Source organism: Pseudomonas sp. CJQ_9, assembly GCF_043106615.1.
Taxonomy (GTDB): Bacteria; Pseudomonadota; Gammaproteobacteria; order Pseudomonadales; family Pseudomonadaceae; genus Aquipseudomonas; species Aquipseudomonas juntendi.
This window is the reverse complement of sequence record NZ_JBICMS010000072.1, coordinates 148274-167397: the sequence shown is the minus strand read 5'-3', so window position 1 is coordinate 167397 and position 19124 is coordinate 148274. Positions and strand designations below refer to the sequence as shown.

Annotated in this window: 15 protein-coding genes; 10 read left to right on the top strand and 5 right to left on the bottom strand. The window is 63.3% G+C overall.

Annotated features, from left to right (window positions below; translation table 11 throughout):
- The first annotated feature begins 1 nt into the window (after nucleotide 1).
- From ACF8SD_RS14060 to lpxC, 4 genes are all read left to right on the top strand, one after another.
- Nucleotides 2-871: a cell division protein FtsQ/DivIB gene (locus tag ACF8SD_RS14060; protein ID WP_173890965.1), complete on the top strand. Its 870-nt coding sequence runs from the start codon at nucleotides 2-4 to the stop codon at nucleotides 869-871.
- Nucleotides 872-885: 14 nt separating this feature from the next.
- Nucleotides 886-2148: a cell division protein FtsA gene (gene ftsA / locus ACF8SD_RS14055; RefSeq protein WP_054912891.1), complete on the top strand. Its 1263-nt coding sequence runs from the start codon at nucleotides 886-888 to the stop codon at nucleotides 2146-2148.
- 55 nt (nucleotides 2149-2203) lie between these two features.
- Entirely contained in the window at nucleotides 2204-3400 is a 1197-nt protein-coding gene (ftsZ, locus tag ACF8SD_RS14050) for a cell division protein FtsZ (protein WP_009684407.1), read from the top strand.
- Between the two features lie 112 nt (nucleotides 3401-3512).
- Entirely contained in the window at nucleotides 3513-4424 is a 912-nt protein-coding gene (lpxC, locus tag ACF8SD_RS14045) for a UDP-3-O-acyl-N-acetylglucosamine deacetylase (protein ID WP_003260771.1), read from the top strand.
- 53 nt (nucleotides 4425-4477) lie between these two features.
- Here the strand turns inward: lpxC and ACF8SD_RS14040 are convergent, their stop codons facing one another.
- The gene (locus tag ACF8SD_RS14040; RefSeq protein WP_009684406.1) at nucleotides 4478-4933 is read right to left on the bottom strand and encodes a DUF721 domain-containing protein; all 456 of its coding nucleotides are present in this window, start codon (nucleotides 4931-4933) and stop codon (nucleotides 4478-4480) included.
- A 389-nt stretch (nucleotides 4934-5322) separates the two neighbouring features.
- Between ACF8SD_RS14040 and secA the strand changes: the two genes are divergently transcribed.
- From secA to ACF8SD_RS14025, 3 genes are all read left to right on the top strand, one after another.
- The gene (gene secA / locus ACF8SD_RS14035) at nucleotides 5323-8058 is read left to right on the top strand and encodes a preprotein translocase subunit SecA (RefSeq protein WP_392483565.1); all 2736 of its coding nucleotides are present in this window, start codon (nucleotides 5323-5325) and stop codon (nucleotides 8056-8058) included.
- Nucleotides 8059-8148: 90 nt separating this feature from the next.
- On the top strand, nucleotides 8149-9366 hold the full coding sequence (argJ, locus tag ACF8SD_RS14030; protein WP_009684404.1) for a bifunctional glutamate N-acetyltransferase/amino-acid acetyltransferase ArgJ: 1218 nt from the start codon (nucleotides 8149-8151) through the stop codon (nucleotides 9364-9366).
- A gap of 125 nt (nucleotides 9367-9491) precedes the next feature.
- Nucleotides 9492-10436 (top strand): Nudix family hydrolase, encoded by a 945-nt coding sequence (locus ACF8SD_RS14025; protein WP_173890962.1) that lies wholly within the window; start codon nucleotides 9492-9494, stop codon nucleotides 10434-10436.
- A gap of 48 nt (nucleotides 10437-10484) precedes the next feature.
- On the opposite strand, the gene ACF8SD_RS14020 is transcribed toward ACF8SD_RS14025, so the two are convergent.
- The 3 genes from ACF8SD_RS14020 to ACF8SD_RS14010 are packed head-to-tail and all read right to left on the bottom strand — an operon-like array spanning nucleotide 10485 to nucleotide 14040.
- On the bottom strand, nucleotides 10485-11051 hold the full coding sequence (locus tag ACF8SD_RS14020) for a cob(I)yrinic acid a,c-diamide adenosyltransferase (RefSeq protein WP_173890961.1): 567 nt from the start codon (nucleotides 11049-11051) through the stop codon (nucleotides 10485-10487).
- Nucleotide 11052: 1 nt separating this feature from the next.
- Nucleotides 11053-13083 (bottom strand): ATP-binding protein, encoded by a 2031-nt coding sequence (locus ACF8SD_RS14015; protein WP_173890960.1) that lies wholly within the window; start codon nucleotides 13081-13083, stop codon nucleotides 11053-11055.
- Nucleotides 13084-13122: 39 nt separating this feature from the next.
- On the bottom strand, nucleotides 13123-14040 hold the full coding sequence (locus tag ACF8SD_RS14010; RefSeq protein ID WP_392483564.1) for a putative 2-dehydropantoate 2-reductase: 918 nt from the start codon (nucleotides 14038-14040) through the stop codon (nucleotides 13123-13125).
- A gap of 100 nt (nucleotides 14041-14140) precedes the next feature.
- Between ACF8SD_RS14010 and ACF8SD_RS14005 the strand changes: the two genes are divergently transcribed.
- The 3 genes from ACF8SD_RS14005 to ACF8SD_RS13995 all read left to right on the top strand — a co-directional run bounded on the left by ACF8SD_RS14005 (nucleotide 14141) and on the right by ACF8SD_RS13995 (nucleotide 16952).
- Nucleotides 14141-14626 (top strand): YajQ family cyclic di-GMP-binding protein, encoded by a 486-nt coding sequence (locus ACF8SD_RS14005; protein ID WP_054884610.1) that lies wholly within the window; start codon nucleotides 14141-14143, stop codon nucleotides 14624-14626.
- 112 nt (nucleotides 14627-14738) lie between these two features.
- Nucleotides 14739-15581: a mechanosensitive ion channel family protein gene (locus tag ACF8SD_RS14000; protein WP_173890958.1), complete on the top strand. Its 843-nt coding sequence runs from the start codon at nucleotides 14739-14741 to the stop codon at nucleotides 15579-15581.
- A gap of 126 nt (nucleotides 15582-15707) precedes the next feature.
- Nucleotides 15708-16952 carry an MFS transporter gene (locus ACF8SD_RS13995; protein ID WP_173890957.1) on the top strand — a complete coding sequence of 415 codons (1245 nt, stop codon included), beginning with the start codon at nucleotides 15708-15710 and terminating at the stop codon, nucleotides 16950-16952.
- A gap of 602 nt (nucleotides 16953-17554) precedes the next feature.
- Here ACF8SD_RS13995 and ACF8SD_RS13990 read toward each other — a convergent pair.
- Complete coding sequence (locus tag ACF8SD_RS13990; RefSeq protein ID WP_392483563.1) at nucleotides 17555-19102, bottom strand: AmpG family muropeptide MFS transporter; 1548 nt, start codon at nucleotides 19100-19102, stop codon at nucleotides 17555-17557.
- Between the last annotated feature and the right edge of the window lie 22 nt (nucleotides 19103-19124).

Here is a 19124-nt window from a genome sequence, read left to right as displayed (position 1 = left end):
CATGCAAGGCGCAATGATACGTCAGCAGCAACCCGTAACCGGCCGTAGCAAGCCGGTGCCGCGTGGTGCCAGCAGGCTGGTGGCCGACGAGCCCGTATCGGCGCGCCTGCCGCGGCCCAGCCTGGGTGGCCTGAAGCGCCTGCTGTGGCCGGTGTTGCTGGTGGCAGCAGGCTTCGGTGCCTACGAAGGGGCCATCCGCCTGATGCCTTATGCCGACCGGCCCATCGCCAAGATCGATGTGCAGGGCGACCTCACCTACATCAGCCAGCAGTCGGTGCAGCAACGCATCGCCCCTTACGTGGCCGCGAGCTTCTTCAGTGTCGACCTGCCGGCGATGCGTACGGAGCTCGAACAGATGCCCTGGATCGCCCACGCCGAAGTGCGTCGGGTGTGGCCTGACGAGGTGGTGATCCGCCTGGAAGAACAGCTGCCGGTGGCGCGCTGGGGCGACGAAGCCTTGCTCAACAACCAGGGCCAGGCATTCACCCCGCGTGAGCTGGCCAACTATGAGCACCTGCCGCAGCTTGCCGGGCCGCAGCGTGCCCAGCAACAAGTCATGCAGCAGTATCAGGTATTGAGCCAGATGCTGCGCCCCTTGGGCTTTTCCATCGCTCGCCTGGAGCTGCGCGAGCGAGGCAGCTGGTTCTTGACCACTGGCGCGAGCAGCGCCGGGCCGGGCATCGAGCTGCTGCTGGGGCGCGACCATCTGGTGGAGAAGATGCGCCGTTTCATTGCCATTTACGACAAGACACTCAAAGACCAGATCAGCACTATCGCCCGCATTGATCTGCGTTATTCCAACGGACTTGCCGTTGGTTGGCGGGAACCGATTGCACCGACGACGGCCCAACCCGCCGTTGCGAAGAATTAGAGAGAGGCAGGACCATGGCAAACGCGCATAGCGGCAAAATGATCGTCGGGCTGGACATTGGCACCTCCAAGGTGGTGGCGCTGGTCGGCGAAGTGGGCGAAGACGGCACCCTGGAAATCGTCGGTATCGGCACACACCCGTCCCGCGGCCTGAAAAAAGGCGTGGTGGTGAACATCGAGTCGACCGTGCAATCGATCCAGCGCGCCGTCGAAGAAGCGCAGCTGATGGCCGGCTGCCGTATCCACTCGGCATTCGTGGGCGTTGCCGGTAACCACATCCGCAGCCTGAACTCCCACGGTATCGTCGCCATCCGTGACCGCGAGGTCAGCCTGGCCGACCTGGAGCGGGTACTGGACGCGGCCCAGGCGGTGGCCATTCCGGCCGACCAACGCGTGCTGCACACCCTGCCGCAGGACTACGTGATCGACAACCAGGAAGGCGTCCGCGAGCCGCTGGGCATGTCGGGCGTGCGTCTGGAAGCCAAGGTGCACGTGGTGACCTGCGCGGTCAACGCGGCACAGAACATCGAAAAGTGCGTGCGCCGCTGCGGCCTGGAAATCGACGACATCATCCTCGAGCAGTTGGCTTCGGCCTATTCGGTGCTCACCGACGATGAAAAGGAACTGGGCGTGTGCCTGGTCGACATCGGTGGCGGCACCACCGACATCGCCATCTTCACCGAAGGCGCGATCCGCCACACCGCGGTCATTCCGATTGCAGGCGACCAGGTGACCAACGATATCGCCATGGCCCTGCGTACCCCTACCCAGTACGCCGAAGAAATCAAGATCCGCTACGCCTGCGCCCTGGCCAAACTGGCGGGCGCTGGCGAGACCATCAAGGTGCCGAGCGTGGGCGACCGCCCACCGCGCGAGCTGTCGCGTCAGGCCCTGGCCGAGGTGGTGGAGCCGCGTTACGACGAGCTCTTCACCTTGATCCAGGCCGAACTGCGCCGCAGCGGGTACGAGGACCTGGTGCCAGCGGGCATCGTCCTCACCGGCGGTACCGCGAAGATGGAAGGCGCCGTTGAACTGGCCGAGGAAATCTTCCACATGCCGGTTCGCCTGGGCGTACCGCACAGCGTTCGGGGCCTGAGCGACGTGGTTCGCAACCCCATCTATTCCACCGGCGTGGGCTTGCTCACCTACGGCCTGCTCAAGCAGTCCGAGGACATGGTCCTGACCGGCAGCAGCAACAGCAGCAGCAACAGCTATGGCGATGAACCGAAGGCCCCAGTGCTTGAACGCTTCAAGCGCTGGGTACAGGGCAACTTCTAAGTTTCAAAGCAGTAGTGGTAGGCGCAACAACTAGAGAACTGTAAGGAGAGGGAAAATGTTCGAGCTCGTAGACAACGTCCCGCAAAGCCCGGTCATCAAGGTGATCGGCGTTGGTGGTGGTGGCGGCAACGCCGTCAACCACATGGTCAAGAGCAGCATCGAAGGTGTGGAGTTCATCTGCGCCAACACCGATGCTCAGGCGCTGAAAAACATTGGTGCACGCACCATCCTGCAATTGGGCACTGGCGTGACCAAGGGCCTGGGTGCTGGCGCCAATCCGGAAGTCGGCCGTCAGGCCGCACTGGAAGACCGTGAGCGCATCGCCGAAGTGCTGCAAGGCACCAACATGGTGTTCATCACCACTGGCATGGGCGGCGGTACCGGTACCGGTGCTGCACCGATCATTGCCGAAGTGGCCAAGGAAATGGGCATCCTCACCGTAGCCGTGGTGACCCGTCCGTTCCCGTTCGAGGGCCGCAAGCGCATGCAGATCGCCGATGAAGGCATCCGCATGCTGGCTGAAAGCGTCGACTCGTTGATCACCATCCCCAACGAGAAACTGCTGACCATCCTGGGCAAGGATGCCAGCCTGCTGTCCGCCTTCGCCAAGGCCGACGATGTACTGGCCGGTGCCGTGCGCGGTATCTCCGACATCATCAAGCGCCCGGGCATGATCAACGTCGACTTTGCCGACGTGCGCACCGTCATGGGTGAAATGGGCATGGCGATGATGGGTACTGGTTGCGCCAGCGGCCCGAACCGCGCACGCGAAGCCACCGAGGCAGCCATCCGCAACCCGCTGCTGGAAGATGTCAACCTGCAGGGCGCCCGCGGCATCCTGGTGAACATCACCGCCGGCCCGGACCTGTCGCTGGGTGAATACTCCGACGTGGGTAGCATCATCGAAGCCTTCGCCTCTGACCACGCCATGGTCAAGGTCGGCACCGTGATCGATCCGGACATGCGTGACGAACTGCACGTGACCGTTGTGGCCACTGGCCTGGGCGCGCGTATCGAGAAGCCTGTGAAAGTGGTCGACAACACCCTGCAGACTGCCCAGCAAGCGTACGAAGCGTCCAACCCGGCGCCAGTTCGTCAGGAGCAGCCAGCCGTGAACTACCGTGACCTGGAGCGCCCGACCGTGATGCGCAACCAGGCCCACGCCGGTGCTGCGGCAGCCGCGAAAATGAACCCTCAGGATGACCTGGATTACCTGGATATCCCAGCATTCCTGCGTCGTCAGGCTGATTAATGGAATTTATCAGGGGTATAAAGGTGATTGGTATTCATCAAAGGTTGGGTCTGTTATCATCCCCAGCCTTTGTTGATACCTGTTCGCAATTTGCGCTGAAGCGGCCAATGCCATGATTAAACAACGCACCCTGAAGAATACCATCCGTGCCACAGGTGTCGGCCTGCACTCCGGGGAGAAGGTTTACCTGACCCTCAAGCCTGCACCTGTTGACACCGGCATCGTCTTCCGCCGCGCCGACCTCGACCCTGTGGTCGAGATCCCTGCGCGTGCGGCCAACGTCGGCGAGACCACCATGTCGACGACGCTGGTCAACGGTGACGTCAAGGTCGATACGGTCGAGCACCTGCTCTCCGCCATGGCGGGCCTGGGCATCGATAACGCCTACGTCGAGCTCTCCGCCTCGGAAGTGCCGATCATGGATGGCAGCGCCGGACCCTTCGTATTCCTGATTCAGTCTGCCGGCCTGGAAGAACAGGACGCAGCCAAGAAGTTCATCCGCATCCTGCGTGAGGTGACTGTGGAAGAGGGCGACAAGCGCGCCACTTTCCTGCCTTTCGACGGTTTCAAGGTGAGCTTCGAGATCGACTTCGATCACCCGGTCCTCAAGGGCCAGACCCAGAGCGCGGTTGTCGACTTCTCCAGCACCTCGTTCGTGAAGGAAGTCAGCCGCGCCCGCACGTTCGGTTTCATGCGTGACATCGAGTACCTGCGCAAGCACAACCTTGCGTTGGGTGGCAGTGTCGAGAATGCCATCGTGGTCGACGAGACGGGTGTGCTCAACGAAGACGGCCTTCGTTCCGATGACGAATTCGTCAAGCACAAGATCCTCGACGCCATTGGCGACCTCTACCTGCTGGGCAACAGCCTGATCGGCGAGTTCAAGGGCTACAAGTCCGGCCACGCGCTGAACAACCAGCTGTTGCGCAAGCTGATCGCCGAAACCGATGCCTGGGAAGTGGTTACGTTCGAAGATGCCAGCACGGCACCGATCTCGTACATGCGCCCTGTTGCGGCCGTGTAAGTTCGAACACTCTCTCTAGTGTTGTAATCAAGGCCACCTTCGGGTGGCCTTTTTTATTGCTTGTCGCCAGCGTGGGCGGCCAAGCGCTCCAGTGCTGCGCGCAGCTTGGGGTCGGCGATGCCCTCGGCGGTGTCACGCAGGCTTGCCGCGGCGCTGGTGGACAGCTCGGCAGCATGCCCGCCGCGTTTGGCCGGTACCAGGGGCGGCTGCACCTTGTAGAGTATGCGCCGGAGGTTGCCAAAGGCCTCCATGGCCTGCAACGCCGCCAGCAGGCGCTTCTGCTGGTAGCGCAGGCGGGTAGCCCAATGGCCATCGGTAACCACCAGCAACAAGGTGCCATCGCGCCATGAGGCCACGTGGCAATGCTCGCGGGCAGCCGGCTGCAGCTGGCTTTCCAGCAGGCGCTGCAGGTGCTCCAGGCGTTCGGCCTGGTTCAGCAGCAGGCGCAGCGGGCGCACCTGGCGTAGCAGCGCCGAGGGGGGCTGGGCGGGGGAGGGTTTGTAGGCCATGGGGGTACGCATGAGGTTCAAGATGGGCAGTTTAACACCTGTATAACCTGTGCTGGCCTCTTCGCGGGCCCGCCCGCTCCCACAGGATTACTCCAGGCCTGAGTATTGTGGGGTCCCTGTGGGAGCGGGCGTGCCCGCGAAGAGGCCAGCACAGGCGACGCAAGATAAGACTGGTTCTCGATACCTTTCATGTTGCCAAACCTTGAACTCAGGGAAAATACCCCTATCTAAGACAAGCCCCTGCCAAAACGCTGTAATAGCATCGTGGAAATCCACCACTTTCCTCACCATCGTTTCCGGGTAGAATGCTCGTTCGCATGCGGCCTCAGGGCTGCACGGGCGACTCATGGGGCCGCCCTCCATCCCTACGTGTGGAAGATCCTGCCGATATGTTTGCGCCTTTGTTAAAAAAACTTTTTGGAAGCAAGAACGAGCGTGAAGTAAAACGCATGCTCAAGACGGTGAGTATCGTCAATGCCTTCGAAGAGAAGATGGTGGCCCTCTCCGACGAGCAACTGCGGGGCAAGACTGCAGAGTTCAAGGAGCGCCTGGCCAAAGGCGAGACACTGGACCAATTGTTGCCCGAAGCCTTTGCCGTGGCCCGCGAGGCCGGCAAGCGCGTGATGGGCATGCGCCACTTCGACGTTCAGTTGATTGGCGGCATGACCCTGCACGAAGGCATGATCGCAGAAATGCGTACCGGTGAAGGCAAGACCTTGGTGGGTACCCTGGCCGTGTACCTCAACGCATTGTCCGGCAAGGGCGTGCATGTGGTTACCGTCAACGACTACCTGGCCCGCCGCGACGCCAACTGGATGCGCCCGCTGTACGAGTTCCTCGGCCTGTCGGTCGGTATCGTATCGGCCTTCCAGCCGCCGGAAGAAAAGCGCGCCGCCTATGCGGCCGACATCACCTACGGCACCAACAACGAATTCGGTTTCGACTACCTGCGCGACAACATGGCGTTCAGCCAGGACGAGAAGTTCCAGCGTGAACTGAACTTCGCCGTGATCGACGAAGTGGACTCCATTCTCATCGACGAAGCGCGCACCCCGCTGATCATTTCCGGCCAGGCCGAAGACAGCTCCAAGCTGTACATCGAGATCAACCGCCTGATCCCGCGCCTGACCCAGCACATCGAAGAAGTCGAAGGCCAGGTCACCCAGGAAGGCCACTTCACCATCGACGAGAAGAGCCGCCAGGTCGAGCTCAACGAGGCCGGTCACCAGTTCATCGAAGAGATGCTGACCCAGGCCGGGTTGCTGGCCGAAGGCGAGAGCCTGTACTCGGCGCATAACCTGGGCCTGCTGACCCACGTGTATGCCGGCCTGCGCGCGCACAAGCTGTTCCACCGCAACGTCGAGTACATCGTCCAGGACGGCCAGGTACTGCTGATCGACGAGCACACCGGCCGGACCATGCCGGGCCGGCGCTTGTCCGAAGGCCTGCACCAGGCCATCGAGGCCAAGGAAAACCTGAACATCCAGGCCGAGAGCCAGACACTGGCCTCGACCACCTTCCAGAACTACTTCCGCCTGTACACCAAGCTGTCCGGCATGACCGGTACCGCCGACACCGAAGCGTTCGAGTTCCAGTCGATCTACGCGCTGAACGTGATGGTCATTCCGCCGAACAAGCCGCTGGCGCGCAAGGACTTCAACGACCTGGTGTACCTGACCGCCGACGAGAAGTACGCCGCGATCATTGCCGACATCAAGGAAAGCATGAAGCAGGGCCGGCCGATTCTGGTCGGTACCGCGACCATCGAAACGTCCGAACACATGTCGAACCTGCTGAAGAAAGAAGGTATCGACCACAAGGTACTGAACGCCAAGTACCACGAGAAAGAGGCCGAAATCATCGCCCAGGCCGGTGCGCCGGGCGCCCTGACCATCGCCACCAACATGGCCGGCCGTGGTACCGACATCCTGCTGGGCGGTAACTGGGAAGCCGAAGTGGCAGCCCTGGAAAACCCGACCGCCGAGCAGATCGCCCAGATCAAGGCCGATTGGCAGAAGCGTCACCAGCAGGTGATCGAGGCCGGTGGCCTGCACGTGATCGCCTCCGAACGCCACGAGTCGCGCCGTATCGACAACCAGTTGCGCGGCCGTTCCGGCCGTCAGGGCGACCCGGGTTCCAGCCGCTTCTACCTGTCGCTGGAAGACAGCCTGATGCGTATCTTCGCCTCTGACCGGGTGAAGAACTTCATGAAAGCCCTGGGCATGCAGGCGGGCGAGGCCATCGAGCACCGCATGGTCACCAATGCCATCGAGAAGGCACAGCGCAAGGTCGAAGGCCGCAACTTCGACATCCGCAAGCAGTTGCTTGAATACGACGACGTGGCCAACGAGCAGCGCAAGGTGATCTACCACATGCGCAACAGCCTGCTGGCGGCCGAGAACATCGGTGACACCATCGTCGAATTCCGCAAGGAAGTCCTGGACGCTACCATCAGCCAGCACATTGCGCCGCAGTCGCTGCCCGAGCAGTGGGACGTGGCCGGCCTGGAGGCATCGCTGGCCAGCGACTTCGCCATCAAGCTGCCGATCCAGCAGTGGCTCGACGAAGACGACCACCTCTACGAGGAAACGCTGCGCGAGAAGCTGCTGAACGAGATCACCACGGCCTACACCGAGAAAGAAGACCAAGCCGGCCTCGAGGCTCTGCGTACCTTCGAGAAGCAAATTCTGCTGCGTGTGCTGGACGACCTGTGGAAAGACCACCTGTCGACCATGGACCACCTGCGCCACGGTATCCACCTGCGTGGCTATGCGCAAAAGAACCCGAAGCAGGAATACAAGCGCGAGTCGTTCAGCCTGTTCCAGGAGCTGCTGGAGTCGATCAAGCGCGATACCATCCGCGTGCTGTCGCACGTACAGGTACGCCGCGAAGACCCGGTCGAAGAGGAAGCGCGCCTGCGCCGCGAGGCCGAGGAACTGGCCAGCCGCATGCAGTTCGAGCACGCCCCTGCCCCTGGCCTGGAAGGCGAGCAACTGAGCGAGGAGGGCGCAGAAGTGGCCGTTGCCTCGGCGCCGGTGCGCAACGAGCAGAAGCTGGGCCGCAATGAGCCGTGCTGGTGTGGTTCGGGCAAGAAGTTCAAGCATTGCCACGGGCAGATCGAATGATCTGACCTGGGTGTTGTAACCTGATACATCCTGGGGCCGCTTTGCGGCCCCGTTTTTTGTACATCCACCGAATTTTCTAGGAGCGCTCTAATGGCTGTTGGTCTTGGTCCTTTGCCCACCCTGCACCCGGTTGCGGGTTTTGAACTCGGCATCGCTTCTGCCGGCATCAAGCGCCCTGGGCGCAAGGATGTGGTGGTCATGCGCTGCGCCGAAGGCTCCAGCGTGGCGGGCGTGTTCACCCTCAACGCTTTCTGCGCGGCACCGGTGATCCTCTCCAAGCAGCGAGTTCAGGGCACCGTGCGCTACCTGTTGACCAACACCGGTAATGCCAACGCCGGTACCGGCGCCCCAGGGCTGGCAGCCGCCGAACGCACCTGCGCCAAGCTGGCCGAACTGGCCGGCGTACCCGCCGAATCGGTACTGCCGTTCTCCACCGGTGTGATCGGCGAGCCACTGCCGGTCGAAAAGATCGAAGGCGCGCTGCAGGCCGCCCTCGATAACCTGTCGGAGAACAACTGGGCCGAAGCGGCCACCGGCATCATGACCACCGATACCTTGCCCAAGGGCGCCAGCCGCCAGTTCCAGCACGATGGCGTGACCGTGACCGTGACCGGTATCAGCAAGGGGGCCGGCATGATCCGCCCGAACATGGCCACCATGCTTGGCTACATCGCCACCGACGCCAAGGTTGCCCCGGCGGTGCTCAAGGACCTGATGCTGGACGGCGCCAACAAGTCGTTCAACCGCATCACCATCGATGGCGACACCTCGACCAACGATTGCTGCATGCTGATTGCCACCGGCAAGGCCAACCTGCCAGAGGTCACCGAAGCCAGTGGTGCGCTGTTCGAGGCCCTGAAAAAAGCCGTGTTCGAAGTGTGCATGGACGTGGCCCAGGCCATCGTGCGTGACGGCGAAGGTGCGACCAAGTTCGTGACCGTGCAGGTCAACGGCGGTGGCAACCACCAGGAATGCCTGGACGTCGGTTACGCAGTGGCCCACTCACCGCTGATCAAGACCGCACTGTTCGCGTCGGACCCGAACTGGGGCCGTATTCTCGCCGCGGTGGGCCGTGCCGGTGTGCCGGAGCTGGACGTGAGCCTGATCGACGTCTACCTGGATAACGTGTGCATCGCCAGCCAGGGCGGCCGCAGCCCCAGCTACACCGAAGCCCAGGGCTCGGCTGTGATGGCCCAGGAAGAGATTACGATCCGTATCGAACTGGGCCGTGGCCAGTGCAGCGAAACCATCTGGACCACCGACCTGTCGCACGAGTACGTGAAGATCAACGCCGAATACCGTACCTGATCCAGTGCTGGGGTCGGGCAACGGCCCCACAATTCCAGAACCAGGAGACGAACCATGAGCGATCACCTGAACTTCGGCGACACGTTGCGCGCCTTGTTGCAGGCTGGCCTGGCGGAGCGTGAAGTGTGAAACGGATTCATGTTGTAGCAGCAGTCATTCGTGGCGCCGATGGCCGCATTCTGATCGCGCGGCGGGCCGCCACCCAGCACCAGGGTGGCCTGTGGGAGTTTCCCGGCGGCAAGGTCGAAGCCGGTGAAAGCGTGGATGTGGCACTGGCCCGCGAGCTGCGCGAAGAGCTGGGTATCGAGGTAAGCCGTTCGCGTGCGCTGATCAAGGTCAGCCACGACTACCCGGACAAGCAGGTGTTGCTGGACGTGCGCGAAGTGCAGGCATTTACCGGCGAACCGCATGGCGCCGAGGGTCAGCCGCTGGCGTGGGTTGCCCCGCGCGACTTGCCGCAGTACGAATTTCCCGAGGCCAACCAGCCGATCGTGGCTGCCGCGCGCCTGCCGGACCAGTACCTGATCACCCCTGATGGCCTGGAAGTGCCGCAACTGCTCAAGGGCATACAGAAGGCGGTTGCCAGTGGCATTCGCCTGATTCAGTTGCGCGCCCCGGACATGTACGACCCCAAGTACCGCGACGTGGCGGTGGATGCGGCTGGGCTGTGTGCGGGCAAGGCGCAGTTGATGCTCAAGGGGCCGCTGGAATGGCTGGGCGATTTCCCTTCGGCCGGCTGGCACCTGACCGCGGCGCAGTTACGCAAGTACGCCGCCAAAGGTCGGCCGTTTCCCCGCGAGCGTTGGTTGGCGGCTTCCTGCCACAGCGCCGAAGAGCTGGCGCTGGCCGAGCAGATGGGCGTCGACTTCGTCACCCTGTCGCCAGTCCAGGCAACCCAGACCCACCCCGAGGCCGCGCCGTTGGGCTGGGACGAAGCTCGACGTTTGCTTGCCGGGTTCAGCAAGCCGGTGTATTTGCTGGGCGGGGTAGGGCCGGGTGATCGGGAGCGGGCCTGGGAGGCCGGGGCCCAGGGCGTGGCCGGCATCCGGGCATTCTGGCCCGAGGCCTGAGCCATTGGGGCGGCCCTTCGCGACACCGCGCCGGCCGCCCCGAACCTGTCAGCCCTGCGGCTTTTCAGCAGGCTGCCACAACACCTCGGCCACCCCCTGTCGCCGCCCGATGATCCGCGCTGCCACGAACAGCAGGTCGGACAGGCGGTTGATGTACGCCAGACCTACCCCTCCCAGTGGTTCCAGCGCATGCAATTGCTGGCAGCGCCGCTCGGCGCTGCGCGCCAGGCTGCGGCACACATGGGCCTGCGCCACCAGCATCGAACCACTGGGCAGGATGAAGTTCTTCAGCGGCCCCAGCTCTTCGTTCCACACATCGATGACGGCCTCCAGGCGCTCCACCTCTGCCTGGTTCAAGGCTTGGTAGCTGGGCATGGCCAGCTCGCCACCCAGGTCGAACAAGCGGTGCTGACACGGCGCAAGCACCGTAGTGAGCTCCTCCAGGCCTTGCTCGGCCAAGCCTGCCAAAAGCACGCCTAGCTGGCTGTTGAGGCTGTCTACCTCGCCAATGGCTTCTATGCGCGGATGGCTCTTCGGCACCCGCCGGCCGTCGCCCAGGCCGGTTTCGCCCTGGTCGCCGGTACGGGTGTAGATTTTCGATAGGCGGTTGCCCATGTCATTGCTCCGGTAAGGTCGGCGCCGCTGCTGCCGGCTGGCCGAGGGGCAGGCGCAGGGTGAAGCACGTACCCTGGCCAGGCGTGGAGTGCACCTCCATCTGCCCCTTGTGGTTGTTGGTGATGATGAAGTACGAAACCGACAGGCCCAGCCCGGTGCCCTGGCCGATTTCCTTGGTGGTGAAGAACGGCTCGAAGGTGCGCTTGCGCACGGCCTCTGGCATGCCGACGCCATTGTCCTCGACCTGGATCTCCGCCCAGGGCGGGTTCAGCCGGGTGCGCAGGGTGATCCGCCCCGGCTCGCTCGGTTGCGGGCGCAGGTGGATGGCCTGGGCGGCGTTCTTCAACAGGTTCAACAGTACCTGTTCCAGTTCGTTGGCAGTGCACGGCACGGGCCCCAGTTCAGGGTCGAACTGCCGCACGATGGCCTGCCCCTTGAAGTCGAAACCGATCGCCAGGTCGAAATCGTTGCCGGCAATTTCCACCGCCTGGTCGATCAGCGCCGGCAGCTCGCAAGGCTCCAGCTGTCGGTTGCTGCGCCGACTGAAACTGAGCATGTGGGTGACGATCTTCGCGGCGCGGGCCCCGGCCTGCTGAATGCCGTCGAGCAGTTGCGGCACTTCGCGGCTGGCCAGGTAGCGGTTGATCATGGCCAGGTCGAGGCCAAGCTCGCTGGCCTGTTCCTGGTTGCGGGGCAGGTCTGCCGACAGGCGTCGGCGGATGTTCTGTACGTTGTGCAGGATGGCGCCCAGCGGGTTGTTGATTTCGTGAGCCATGCCCGCCGCCAGGCCGCCTACCGAGAGCATTTTTTCCGACTGGACCATCATTTCTTCCAGCGACAGGCGCTGGGTGATGTCGTCGATGCGGATCACCACGCCGCGCCCGCCGCCGCCGGTGAGCGGGTAGAAGGTCAAGGCGTAATGGCGCAGTTCGTCGCCCTTGGGCCATGTGACCCGCTCGATCTTGGCCACCCGGTGCTTTTCCACGGTTTCCTTGAGTTGCGGCAGGAATGGCTTCAGGGGCTCGAAGGCGATGAACACTGGTTGGTTCAGCGCCTCATGCAAAGGCGTGCCGGAGAGGACCGTGGCTTCGTGATTCCACTGGGTGACATAGAGCTGTTCGTCCAGGGCGATCAATGCCGAAGGCATCGAGTCGATGATGCTGTTGAGGTAGTTCTGGAAACCGGTGAGTTTTTTCTCGATTTTGCTGCGCACCTGCACTTCCAGTTCCAGCTTGCGGTTGGTATGGCGGGTTTCCTCGGCCAGGCCCTGGGCCTGGTCATAGGCATCCTGGAACTCGTCACGGGCGCGTTTGAGTTGCTGCTCACGGGCTTCGATACGCGAAAGCATGGTGTTGAAGGCGTCGGCCAGGCTGCCGATCTCATCGTCGTTGCCACGCCGGGCGCGTAGGGCGTAGCTCTCTTCGCGGGTGACCTGGCGGCTGAGTTCTTCAAGCTGGTTGATCGGTTGGGTGATCAGGCGTTTGATCTGGCGGGCAATGAAGATCCACAGCAGGATGCTGAACACCAGGATAGCCAGGCTGGCACTGAGCGTGCCGGTGTAGAACGCGGTGGGCAGCTCGCTGCTGGCCACCAGCAACAGGTGGGCTGGCGGGTTGGCGTCACGCGGGATGCGGATCAGTTGGGTGCTGCGAAACTCCATCAGGCGCCAGCCGTCGATGTTGCGAAAGCGCTTGGGCAGGGTCAGCGGGTCGCCATGCTGGAGTTGCGCCAGCATGCGACCGTCACCCCCGTACACGGCTGCCGCGCGCAGCGGGGTGTAGCTGTCCAGCTCCTTGAGCAGGGCACTGGCGGTGTCCGGCGTGTCGCCCGCGCGCTCGGCCAGCTGCGGGTTGGCCACCAGCCGGCCGATGGTCTGCAGGGCCTGGGGTGCCATGCTCTCCTGGGTGATCCAGTAGGCCGCACTGATGAAGGTGAGGTTGGCCACCAGCAGGATGGTCACCAGCAACACCAGCAGGGCCGCCAGCAGCTTCTGCCCGACCGGGAGGTTTTCCAGGCGATGGCGCAAGGTCATGGGCTAGGCAGTGTCCGTATCCAGGTAATTAGGGCTGCGTCAGTCGCAGGGCAAGCCACGTAAGCGCAGGTGTTCGACCAGGCGTTGCAGCAGGTGTTCCAGTTGCGGCAGCTGCAGGCCGTGCCGCTCGGCAACCCGGCAGGCATGGCCGAGCAGGTAATGCACCTCTGTGCGTCGGCCTGCGTGCACGTCCTGGTACATGGAAGAGTAGTTGGCGGCGGTGGCCCCGATCACCCGTTGCACTTCTTCGTCCAGGCCCTCGGCCGCTTGCGGCTGGCCACAGCGGCGCAGCAGTGAGGCCAGTTCGGCGCACAGGCCATGTACTTCCGCCAGGTGGCCCAGCAAGCCGCCGTTCTGGCAAGCGTGCAGCACGGTCAGCGGGTTGATCGCGCAGTTGAGGGCCAGCTTGCGCCACAGGCGGGTGAGGATGTCCACCGTCCATTCGGCAGGGATGCCTGCTTCGCGCAGGTCATCGAACCAGGCCGGCAGCGCCGGGTTGCGCGGGTCGCCCAGCCAGTTGAAGCCATGCCCGGCAAAACGCACCTGCCAGTCGCTTTCGCGGAAGGCGCCTTCGGTGCTGGAGGCGAAAACGCAGCGCGCCTGTGGCAGCAGGTCGGCCACCTCGTCCTGGCTGCCCAGGCCGTTCTGTAGCAGTAGCACGTCTGCGCCCTCGGCCAGGCGTGGTGCCAGGCCGGCAATCGCCGGTGCGGCGTCGTAGGCCTTGCAGGCCACCAGCAGGTGATGGATCGGTCCGTCAGCCTGGGCGGTTTCGGCGGGTATGGCGTAGTGCCGGGCCTGTTTTTGCTCGAACAACGTCAGGCCGCCGGCCTGTTCATAGGCGTGCAGCCGTTGCCGATCGCGCAGCACAAGGCGCACTGCCTTGCCCGTGCGTGCCAGGCGGCAGGCCCACAGGCTGCCGAGGCTGCCGGCGCCGAGAATATGCCAGGTGCTGCTCATATGCGTTTCGCAACCCGTTATAATGAGCCCGCATTTTAACCGTCAAACCCAGCGCGCTCCATCTTCAGCCTGAGCGCGCTTTTATTTTGGGAGAACAACCATGCCTTCGTTCGACGTGGTATCGGAACTGGACAAGCACGAAGTGCAGAACGCGGTCGACAACGCCATCAAGGACCTGGACCGCCGTTACGACCTCAAAGGCAAGGGCTCCTTTGAGTTCAAGGACAAAGAGCAGACCGTGGTACTCACCGCCGAGGAAGAGTTCCAGCTCGAAGCCATGCTGGAAATCCTGCGCCTGGCGCTGGTCAAGCGCAAGATCGATGTGAAATGCCTGGAAACCAAGGACCCGTACGCGTCCGGCAAGGAAAAGAAACAGGAAGCCAAGTTTCGCGAGGGTATCGACAAGGACCTGGCCAAGAAGATCGTCGCCACCATCAAGGACGGCAAGCTGAAAGTGCAGGCCGCCATCCAGGGTGAGCAGGTGCGGGTAACCGGCAAGAAACGCGACGACCTGCAGGAGGCCATTGCCTTGCTGCGCACCAAGGAATTCGATATGCCGCTGCAGTTCAACAACTTCCGCGACTGAGGCGGGTGTGGCCAGGAACCCCAATGGCTCAATGATGTCCATGGGGGCCGGGGCCGTGTGAGCGCGCGGCCTGTTCTACCGTGTACTTGCCGTTCGGCATCAGGAGATGAATATGGATTTGAACGCTGAAGTCGATCAGCTGGTTCGCCAGTCGCAAACCTGGATCCCCTTGATCATGCAATACGGCAGCCGTGTGCTGCTGGCGCTGGTGACCCTGGCGGTCGGCTGGTGGATCATCAACAAGGTCAGCGCCCGCCTGGGCAAGCTTGTCGGCCTGCGCAATGCCGACCTGGCGTTGCAGGGCTTCATCAGCACCCTGGCCAACATCGTGCTGAAGATACTGCTGCTGGTCAGCGTGGCGTCGATGATCGGCATCGAGACCACCTCGTTCGTCGCGGCTATCGGTGCCGCCGGCCTGGCGATCGGCCTGGCGCTGCAGGGTAGCCTGGCCAACTTCGCTGGCGGCGTGCTGATCCTGATGTTCCGCCCGTTTCGCATCGGCGACTGGATCGAGGCGCAAGGCGTTGCCGGTACTGTCGACAGCATCCAGATCTTCCACACCGTGCTGCGCACCGGCGACAACAAGACGGTGATCATGCCCAACGGCAGCCTGTCCAATGGCATCATCACCAACACCAACCGCCAGCCCACGCGCAAGGTAGTGTTCGATGTGGGCGTGGATTACGAGGCCGATTTGCAGAAGGCCCGCAATGTGTTGCTGGAGCTGGCCCAGGACCCTCGCGTGCTGCCCGACCCCGCACCCCAAGCGGTAGTTTCGACACTGGGTGACAGCTCGATCACCGTGTCACTGCGCTTGTGGACCAAGACCGCCGATTACTGGGATGTGATGTTCATGCTCAACGAGCAGGCACGTGACCGCCTGAAGGCCGAAGGTATCGACATTCCGTTCCCGCAGCGGGTCATTCGGGTGGTGCAGGAAACTGCCGCCCAGTAACAGCGCATCAGCGCCGGGGCTGCACAGCGGCCCCGCTTTTTTCTCCCCGATTACACTTGTTCACAGCAAACCCCTGCTATTTCTGGCATATACCCTGCTCCTGCCTGTCACACCTGATATGCCATCATGAAACCACTGCTGTACATCACCCCCCTGCGGGCCTTGCTGTTTGGCCTGACCCTGGCCCTGTTCGAACTGCTGACCTACCTGGCCAGTGACGCGGTGATGCCGGCTATGCCGGTCGTGGTCGGCGACCTGAAGGCCGGCCCTGAATACATCCCCCATGCGCTCAACCTGTACCTGCTCGGTGGCGTGGTGCTGCAGTGGCTGATCGGCCCGCTGGCAGACCGCTATGGTCGGCGCCCGTTGCTGCTGGCCGGCTGCGCGTTTTTCGGCCTGGCCTGCCTGGCGACCTTCTGGGCCCATGATATTGGCCTGTTCAACCTGCTGCGCCTGTTGCAGGGGATAGGCCTGGGCTTTGTGGTCACGGTCAGCTACCCGGCGCTGAACGAGGCATTCAGCGAGGCGGATGCCGTGCGGATGATGGCGCTGCTGGCCAACATCGCCCTGCTGTCGCCGCTGCTGGGCCCGCTGGTCGGGGCCTTGCTGTTGCAGTGGCTGGACTGGCGTTGGCTGTTCGTGGCTTTCGCCGTGGGGGCCGTGGTGTGCTGGGGGCTGCTGTACCGGCTCATGCCCGAAACCCTGGGCGTAGAGCGCCGCGACGGTTCGCGCCTGGCGTTCACGCCGATCCACCTGCTGCCATTGCTGGCAGGCTACGGCCAATTGCTCGGCAACCGCCGCTTTGTCGCGGGCAGCGCCGCCCTGGGGCTGGTCGGGCTGCCACTGATTGGCTGGATTGGCCTGTCACCGGTATTGCTGATTCATGATGAGGGCCTAACGACCCTGGAATATGCGCTGTGGCAGCTGCCGGTGTTTGGTGGGTTGATCCTGGGCAACCTGATCATCAACCGTATTGCCGACCGCTACCCGCTGCCGGCCTTGGTCCGTGGTGCCCTGTGGCCGTACCTGGCAGGGTTGAGCGTGATGGTGCTGGCGACATGGTATTGGCCGACCGTGACCAGCCTGGTGGCAGGCATGTCGTTGTATGCACTGGGCTTGGGTGTGGCCAATGCGGTGCTGTACCGCATGACGCTGTTTTCCAGCGAGCAAAGCAAAGGCCTGGTTTCGGCCATGCTGGGGATGATCACCATCGCCCTGTTGGGGCTCGGTGGGGCATTGCTGGCAATGATCGGCGCCGGTGCCAGCTTGCTGCATTTCGCACTGGCGGCGGGGCTGGCGGGCGCGTTGGCGCTGTGGCCGTTGTGGTTTGTGGTGGGCGGGCGGCCGGGGCAAGGGGCCGTGGCTGACTGATCTGCAGTACCTGTGCCGGCCTTGTCGATCTGTGACTCGGTCGTCGTAAATGCCGGGGCCGCTTACAACGGGCGGGGGTGGCCGGCAGTCTTGCGGAGGTGGGACGGCACAATTCATCGAGCGGGTTCACCCGCGAATACGGTGGTACCGGCAACGCACAATGCCCGGCAGAATTCGGCCAGCAGGCCCGGCCCTTTCGCGGGTGAACCCGCTCCTACAACGGGCTGGGGTGGCCGGTAGTTCTGCGGGCCCGGGCCGGCATCATCGATCGATGTAGGAGCGGGTTTACCCGCGAATACGGTGGTACCGGCGACGCATAATGCCTGGCAGAGTTCGGCCCGCAGGCCCGGCCCTTTCGCGGGTGAACCCGCTCCTACAACGGGCGAGGGTGGCCGGCAGGCCTGCGGGGCTGGGCCGGCATCATCGATCGATGTAGGAGCGGGTTCACCCGCGAATACGGTGGTACCGGCAACGCACAATGCCTGGCAGATATCGGCCCGTATGCCCGGCCCTTTCGCGAGGAAAGCCTCAGGCTAGTGCACAGGTCTTGGCAGCAGCGCTGGTTTGCCAGCGAAACGGCCGGTGCAGGCAGCAGAAACCTGTCAGGGCCGTTCGGCCGCCGCACCTGGCTTTGCCAACGGCTTACCGCGGCCAGCCTCCTGGCGCCACTGCAAGGCGATCAGGATCAGCGTAGGCACGCCCAGCAGGGCGGTAATCAGGAAAAAGTCGTGATAACCGAACTTCTCCACCATCACCCCCGAGTAACCCCCGATCAACCGCGGCAGCAACAGCATGATCGAGCTGAGCAGCGCGTACTGGGTGGCCGAGAACTTCAGGTTGGTCAGGCTCGACAGGTACGCCACGAACGCAGACGTGGCCATGCCGGAGCTGAAGTTGTCCAGCGAGATGGTGACCACCAGCATTTCCAGGTTAGGCCCCATGTCCGCCAGCATTAGGAACAGGATGTTGGTGCCCGCCGAAGCCGCGCCACCAATAAACAGGATGGGCATGATGCCGAAGCGCACGATCAGCAGCCCGCCGATACCGGCACCGACCAGGGTCATGATCAGGCCGAAGATCTTGCTGACACTGGCGATCTGGTCTTTGGTGAAGCCCATGTCGATATAGAACACGTTGGCCATCACGCCCATGACCGTGTCCGACATGCGGTAGGTGGCGATCAGGCCTAGCAACAGCAAAGCCTGCCAGCGGTAGCGGGCAATGAAGTCGTTGACCGGGGTCAGTACCGGGGCCAGGCCACGGCGGCCCAGGCTCGACAGGCACGCCCAGGTCAGCAGCACATAGAGGATCAGGCGCAGGAAGGCGCGGTCTTCGAGCAACAGGTCGAGCGGTGTGGCATCCCCGGAGATGACCGTGGACCAGCCGGTATTGAACATCTGGGTAAAACTGGCGGGCACCGACACCAGCAGGATGATCAGCACGAACACCGAGGCCATCTGATGCACCAGGCCGTAGCGCGCAGCCGACAGCTGGGTGCGCAGGGGCACTGGCGGTTCGCGCATGACCAGGGTCGTGAACAGCGCGGGCAGCATCATGACCCCGAACATCACGTAGGTGCCGGCCCAGGCTTTATGCAGGTAACTGAAGCCGGTGGACCCGAACCACTCGGCGAAGAACAGCGCGCCCGCGGTGGCGAGCAGGGCGGCAACCCGGTAGCCGGCCATGTAGCTGGCGGCGAGGGCGGCCTGGCGCTGGTCGTCGGCGATTTCCAGACGGTAGGCATCCACTGCAATGTCCTGGGTGGCCGAGGCAAAGGCCACCAGCACGGCCATGGCGATCAACCAGGATAGATGTTGTTGCGGGTCGCACAGGCTCATGCCGACCAGGCCGATCACCACCAGTGCCTGCGACAGCAGCAGCCACGAGCGCCGGCGCCCCAGGCCGCCGAGCAGCGGCAGGCGCCATTGGTCGAGCAACGGTGACCAGACCCACTTGAAGGCGTAGGCCAGGCCGATCAGGCTGGCGTAACCAATGGTTTCGCGGGCCACCCCAGCCTCGCGCAGCCACACCGACAGGGTCGAGAACACCAACATGTAGGGCAGGCCGGCGGCGAAACCGAGCAGCAAAAGTACCAGGGTTGACGGGCTGGCATAGGCAGCGAGCGCAGCGCGCCAGGTTTTACGGGGCATGGGCCAACATCTGCCTCAAGTT

Coding starts and splice junctions, on each gene's coding strand:
- ACF8SD_RS13990 (WP_392483563.1), bottom strand. CDS start 19,102: ATGCCCCGTAAAACCTGGCGCGCTGCGCTCGCTGCCTATGCCAGCCCG.
- secA (WP_392483565.1), top strand. CDS start 5,323: ATGTTTGCGCCTTTGTTAAAAAAACTTTTTGGAAGCAAGAACGAGCGT.
- argJ (WP_009684404.1), top strand. CDS start 8,149: ATGGCTGTTGGTCTTGGTCCTTTGCCCACCCTGCACCCGGTTGCGGGT.
- ACF8SD_RS14015 (WP_173890960.1), bottom strand. CDS start 13,083: ATGACCTTGCGCCATCGCCTGGAAAACCTCCCGGTCGGGCAGAAGCTG.
- ACF8SD_RS14060 (WP_173890965.1), top strand. CDS start 2: ATGCAAGGCGCAATGATACGTCAGCAGCAACCCGTAACCGGCCGTAGC.
- ACF8SD_RS14005 (WP_054884610.1), top strand. CDS start 14,141: ATGCCTTCGTTCGACGTGGTATCGGAACTGGACAAGCACGAAGTGCAG.
- ACF8SD_RS14000 (WP_173890958.1), top strand. CDS start 14,739: ATGGATTTGAACGCTGAAGTCGATCAGCTGGTTCGCCAGTCGCAAACC.
- ftsA (WP_054912891.1), top strand. CDS start 886: ATGGCAAACGCGCATAGCGGCAAAATGATCGTCGGGCTGGACATTGGC.
- ACF8SD_RS13995 (WP_173890957.1), top strand. CDS start 15,708: ATGAAACCACTGCTGTACATCACCCCCCTGCGGGCCTTGCTGTTTGGC.
- ACF8SD_RS14010 (WP_392483564.1), bottom strand. CDS start 14,040: ATGAGCAGCACCTGGCATATTCTCGGCGCCGGCAGCCTCGGCAGCCTG.
- ftsZ (WP_009684407.1), top strand. CDS start 2,204: ATGTTCGAGCTCGTAGACAACGTCCCGCAAAGCCCGGTCATCAAGGTG.
- lpxC (WP_003260771.1), top strand. CDS start 3,513: ATGATTAAACAACGCACCCTGAAGAATACCATCCGTGCCACAGGTGTC.
- ACF8SD_RS14040 (WP_009684406.1), bottom strand. CDS start 4,933: ATGGCCTACAAACCCTCCCCCGCCCAGCCCCCCTCGGCGCTGCTACGC.
- ACF8SD_RS14020 (WP_173890961.1), bottom strand. CDS start 11,051: ATGGGCAACCGCCTATCGAAAATCTACACCCGTACCGGCGACCAGGGC.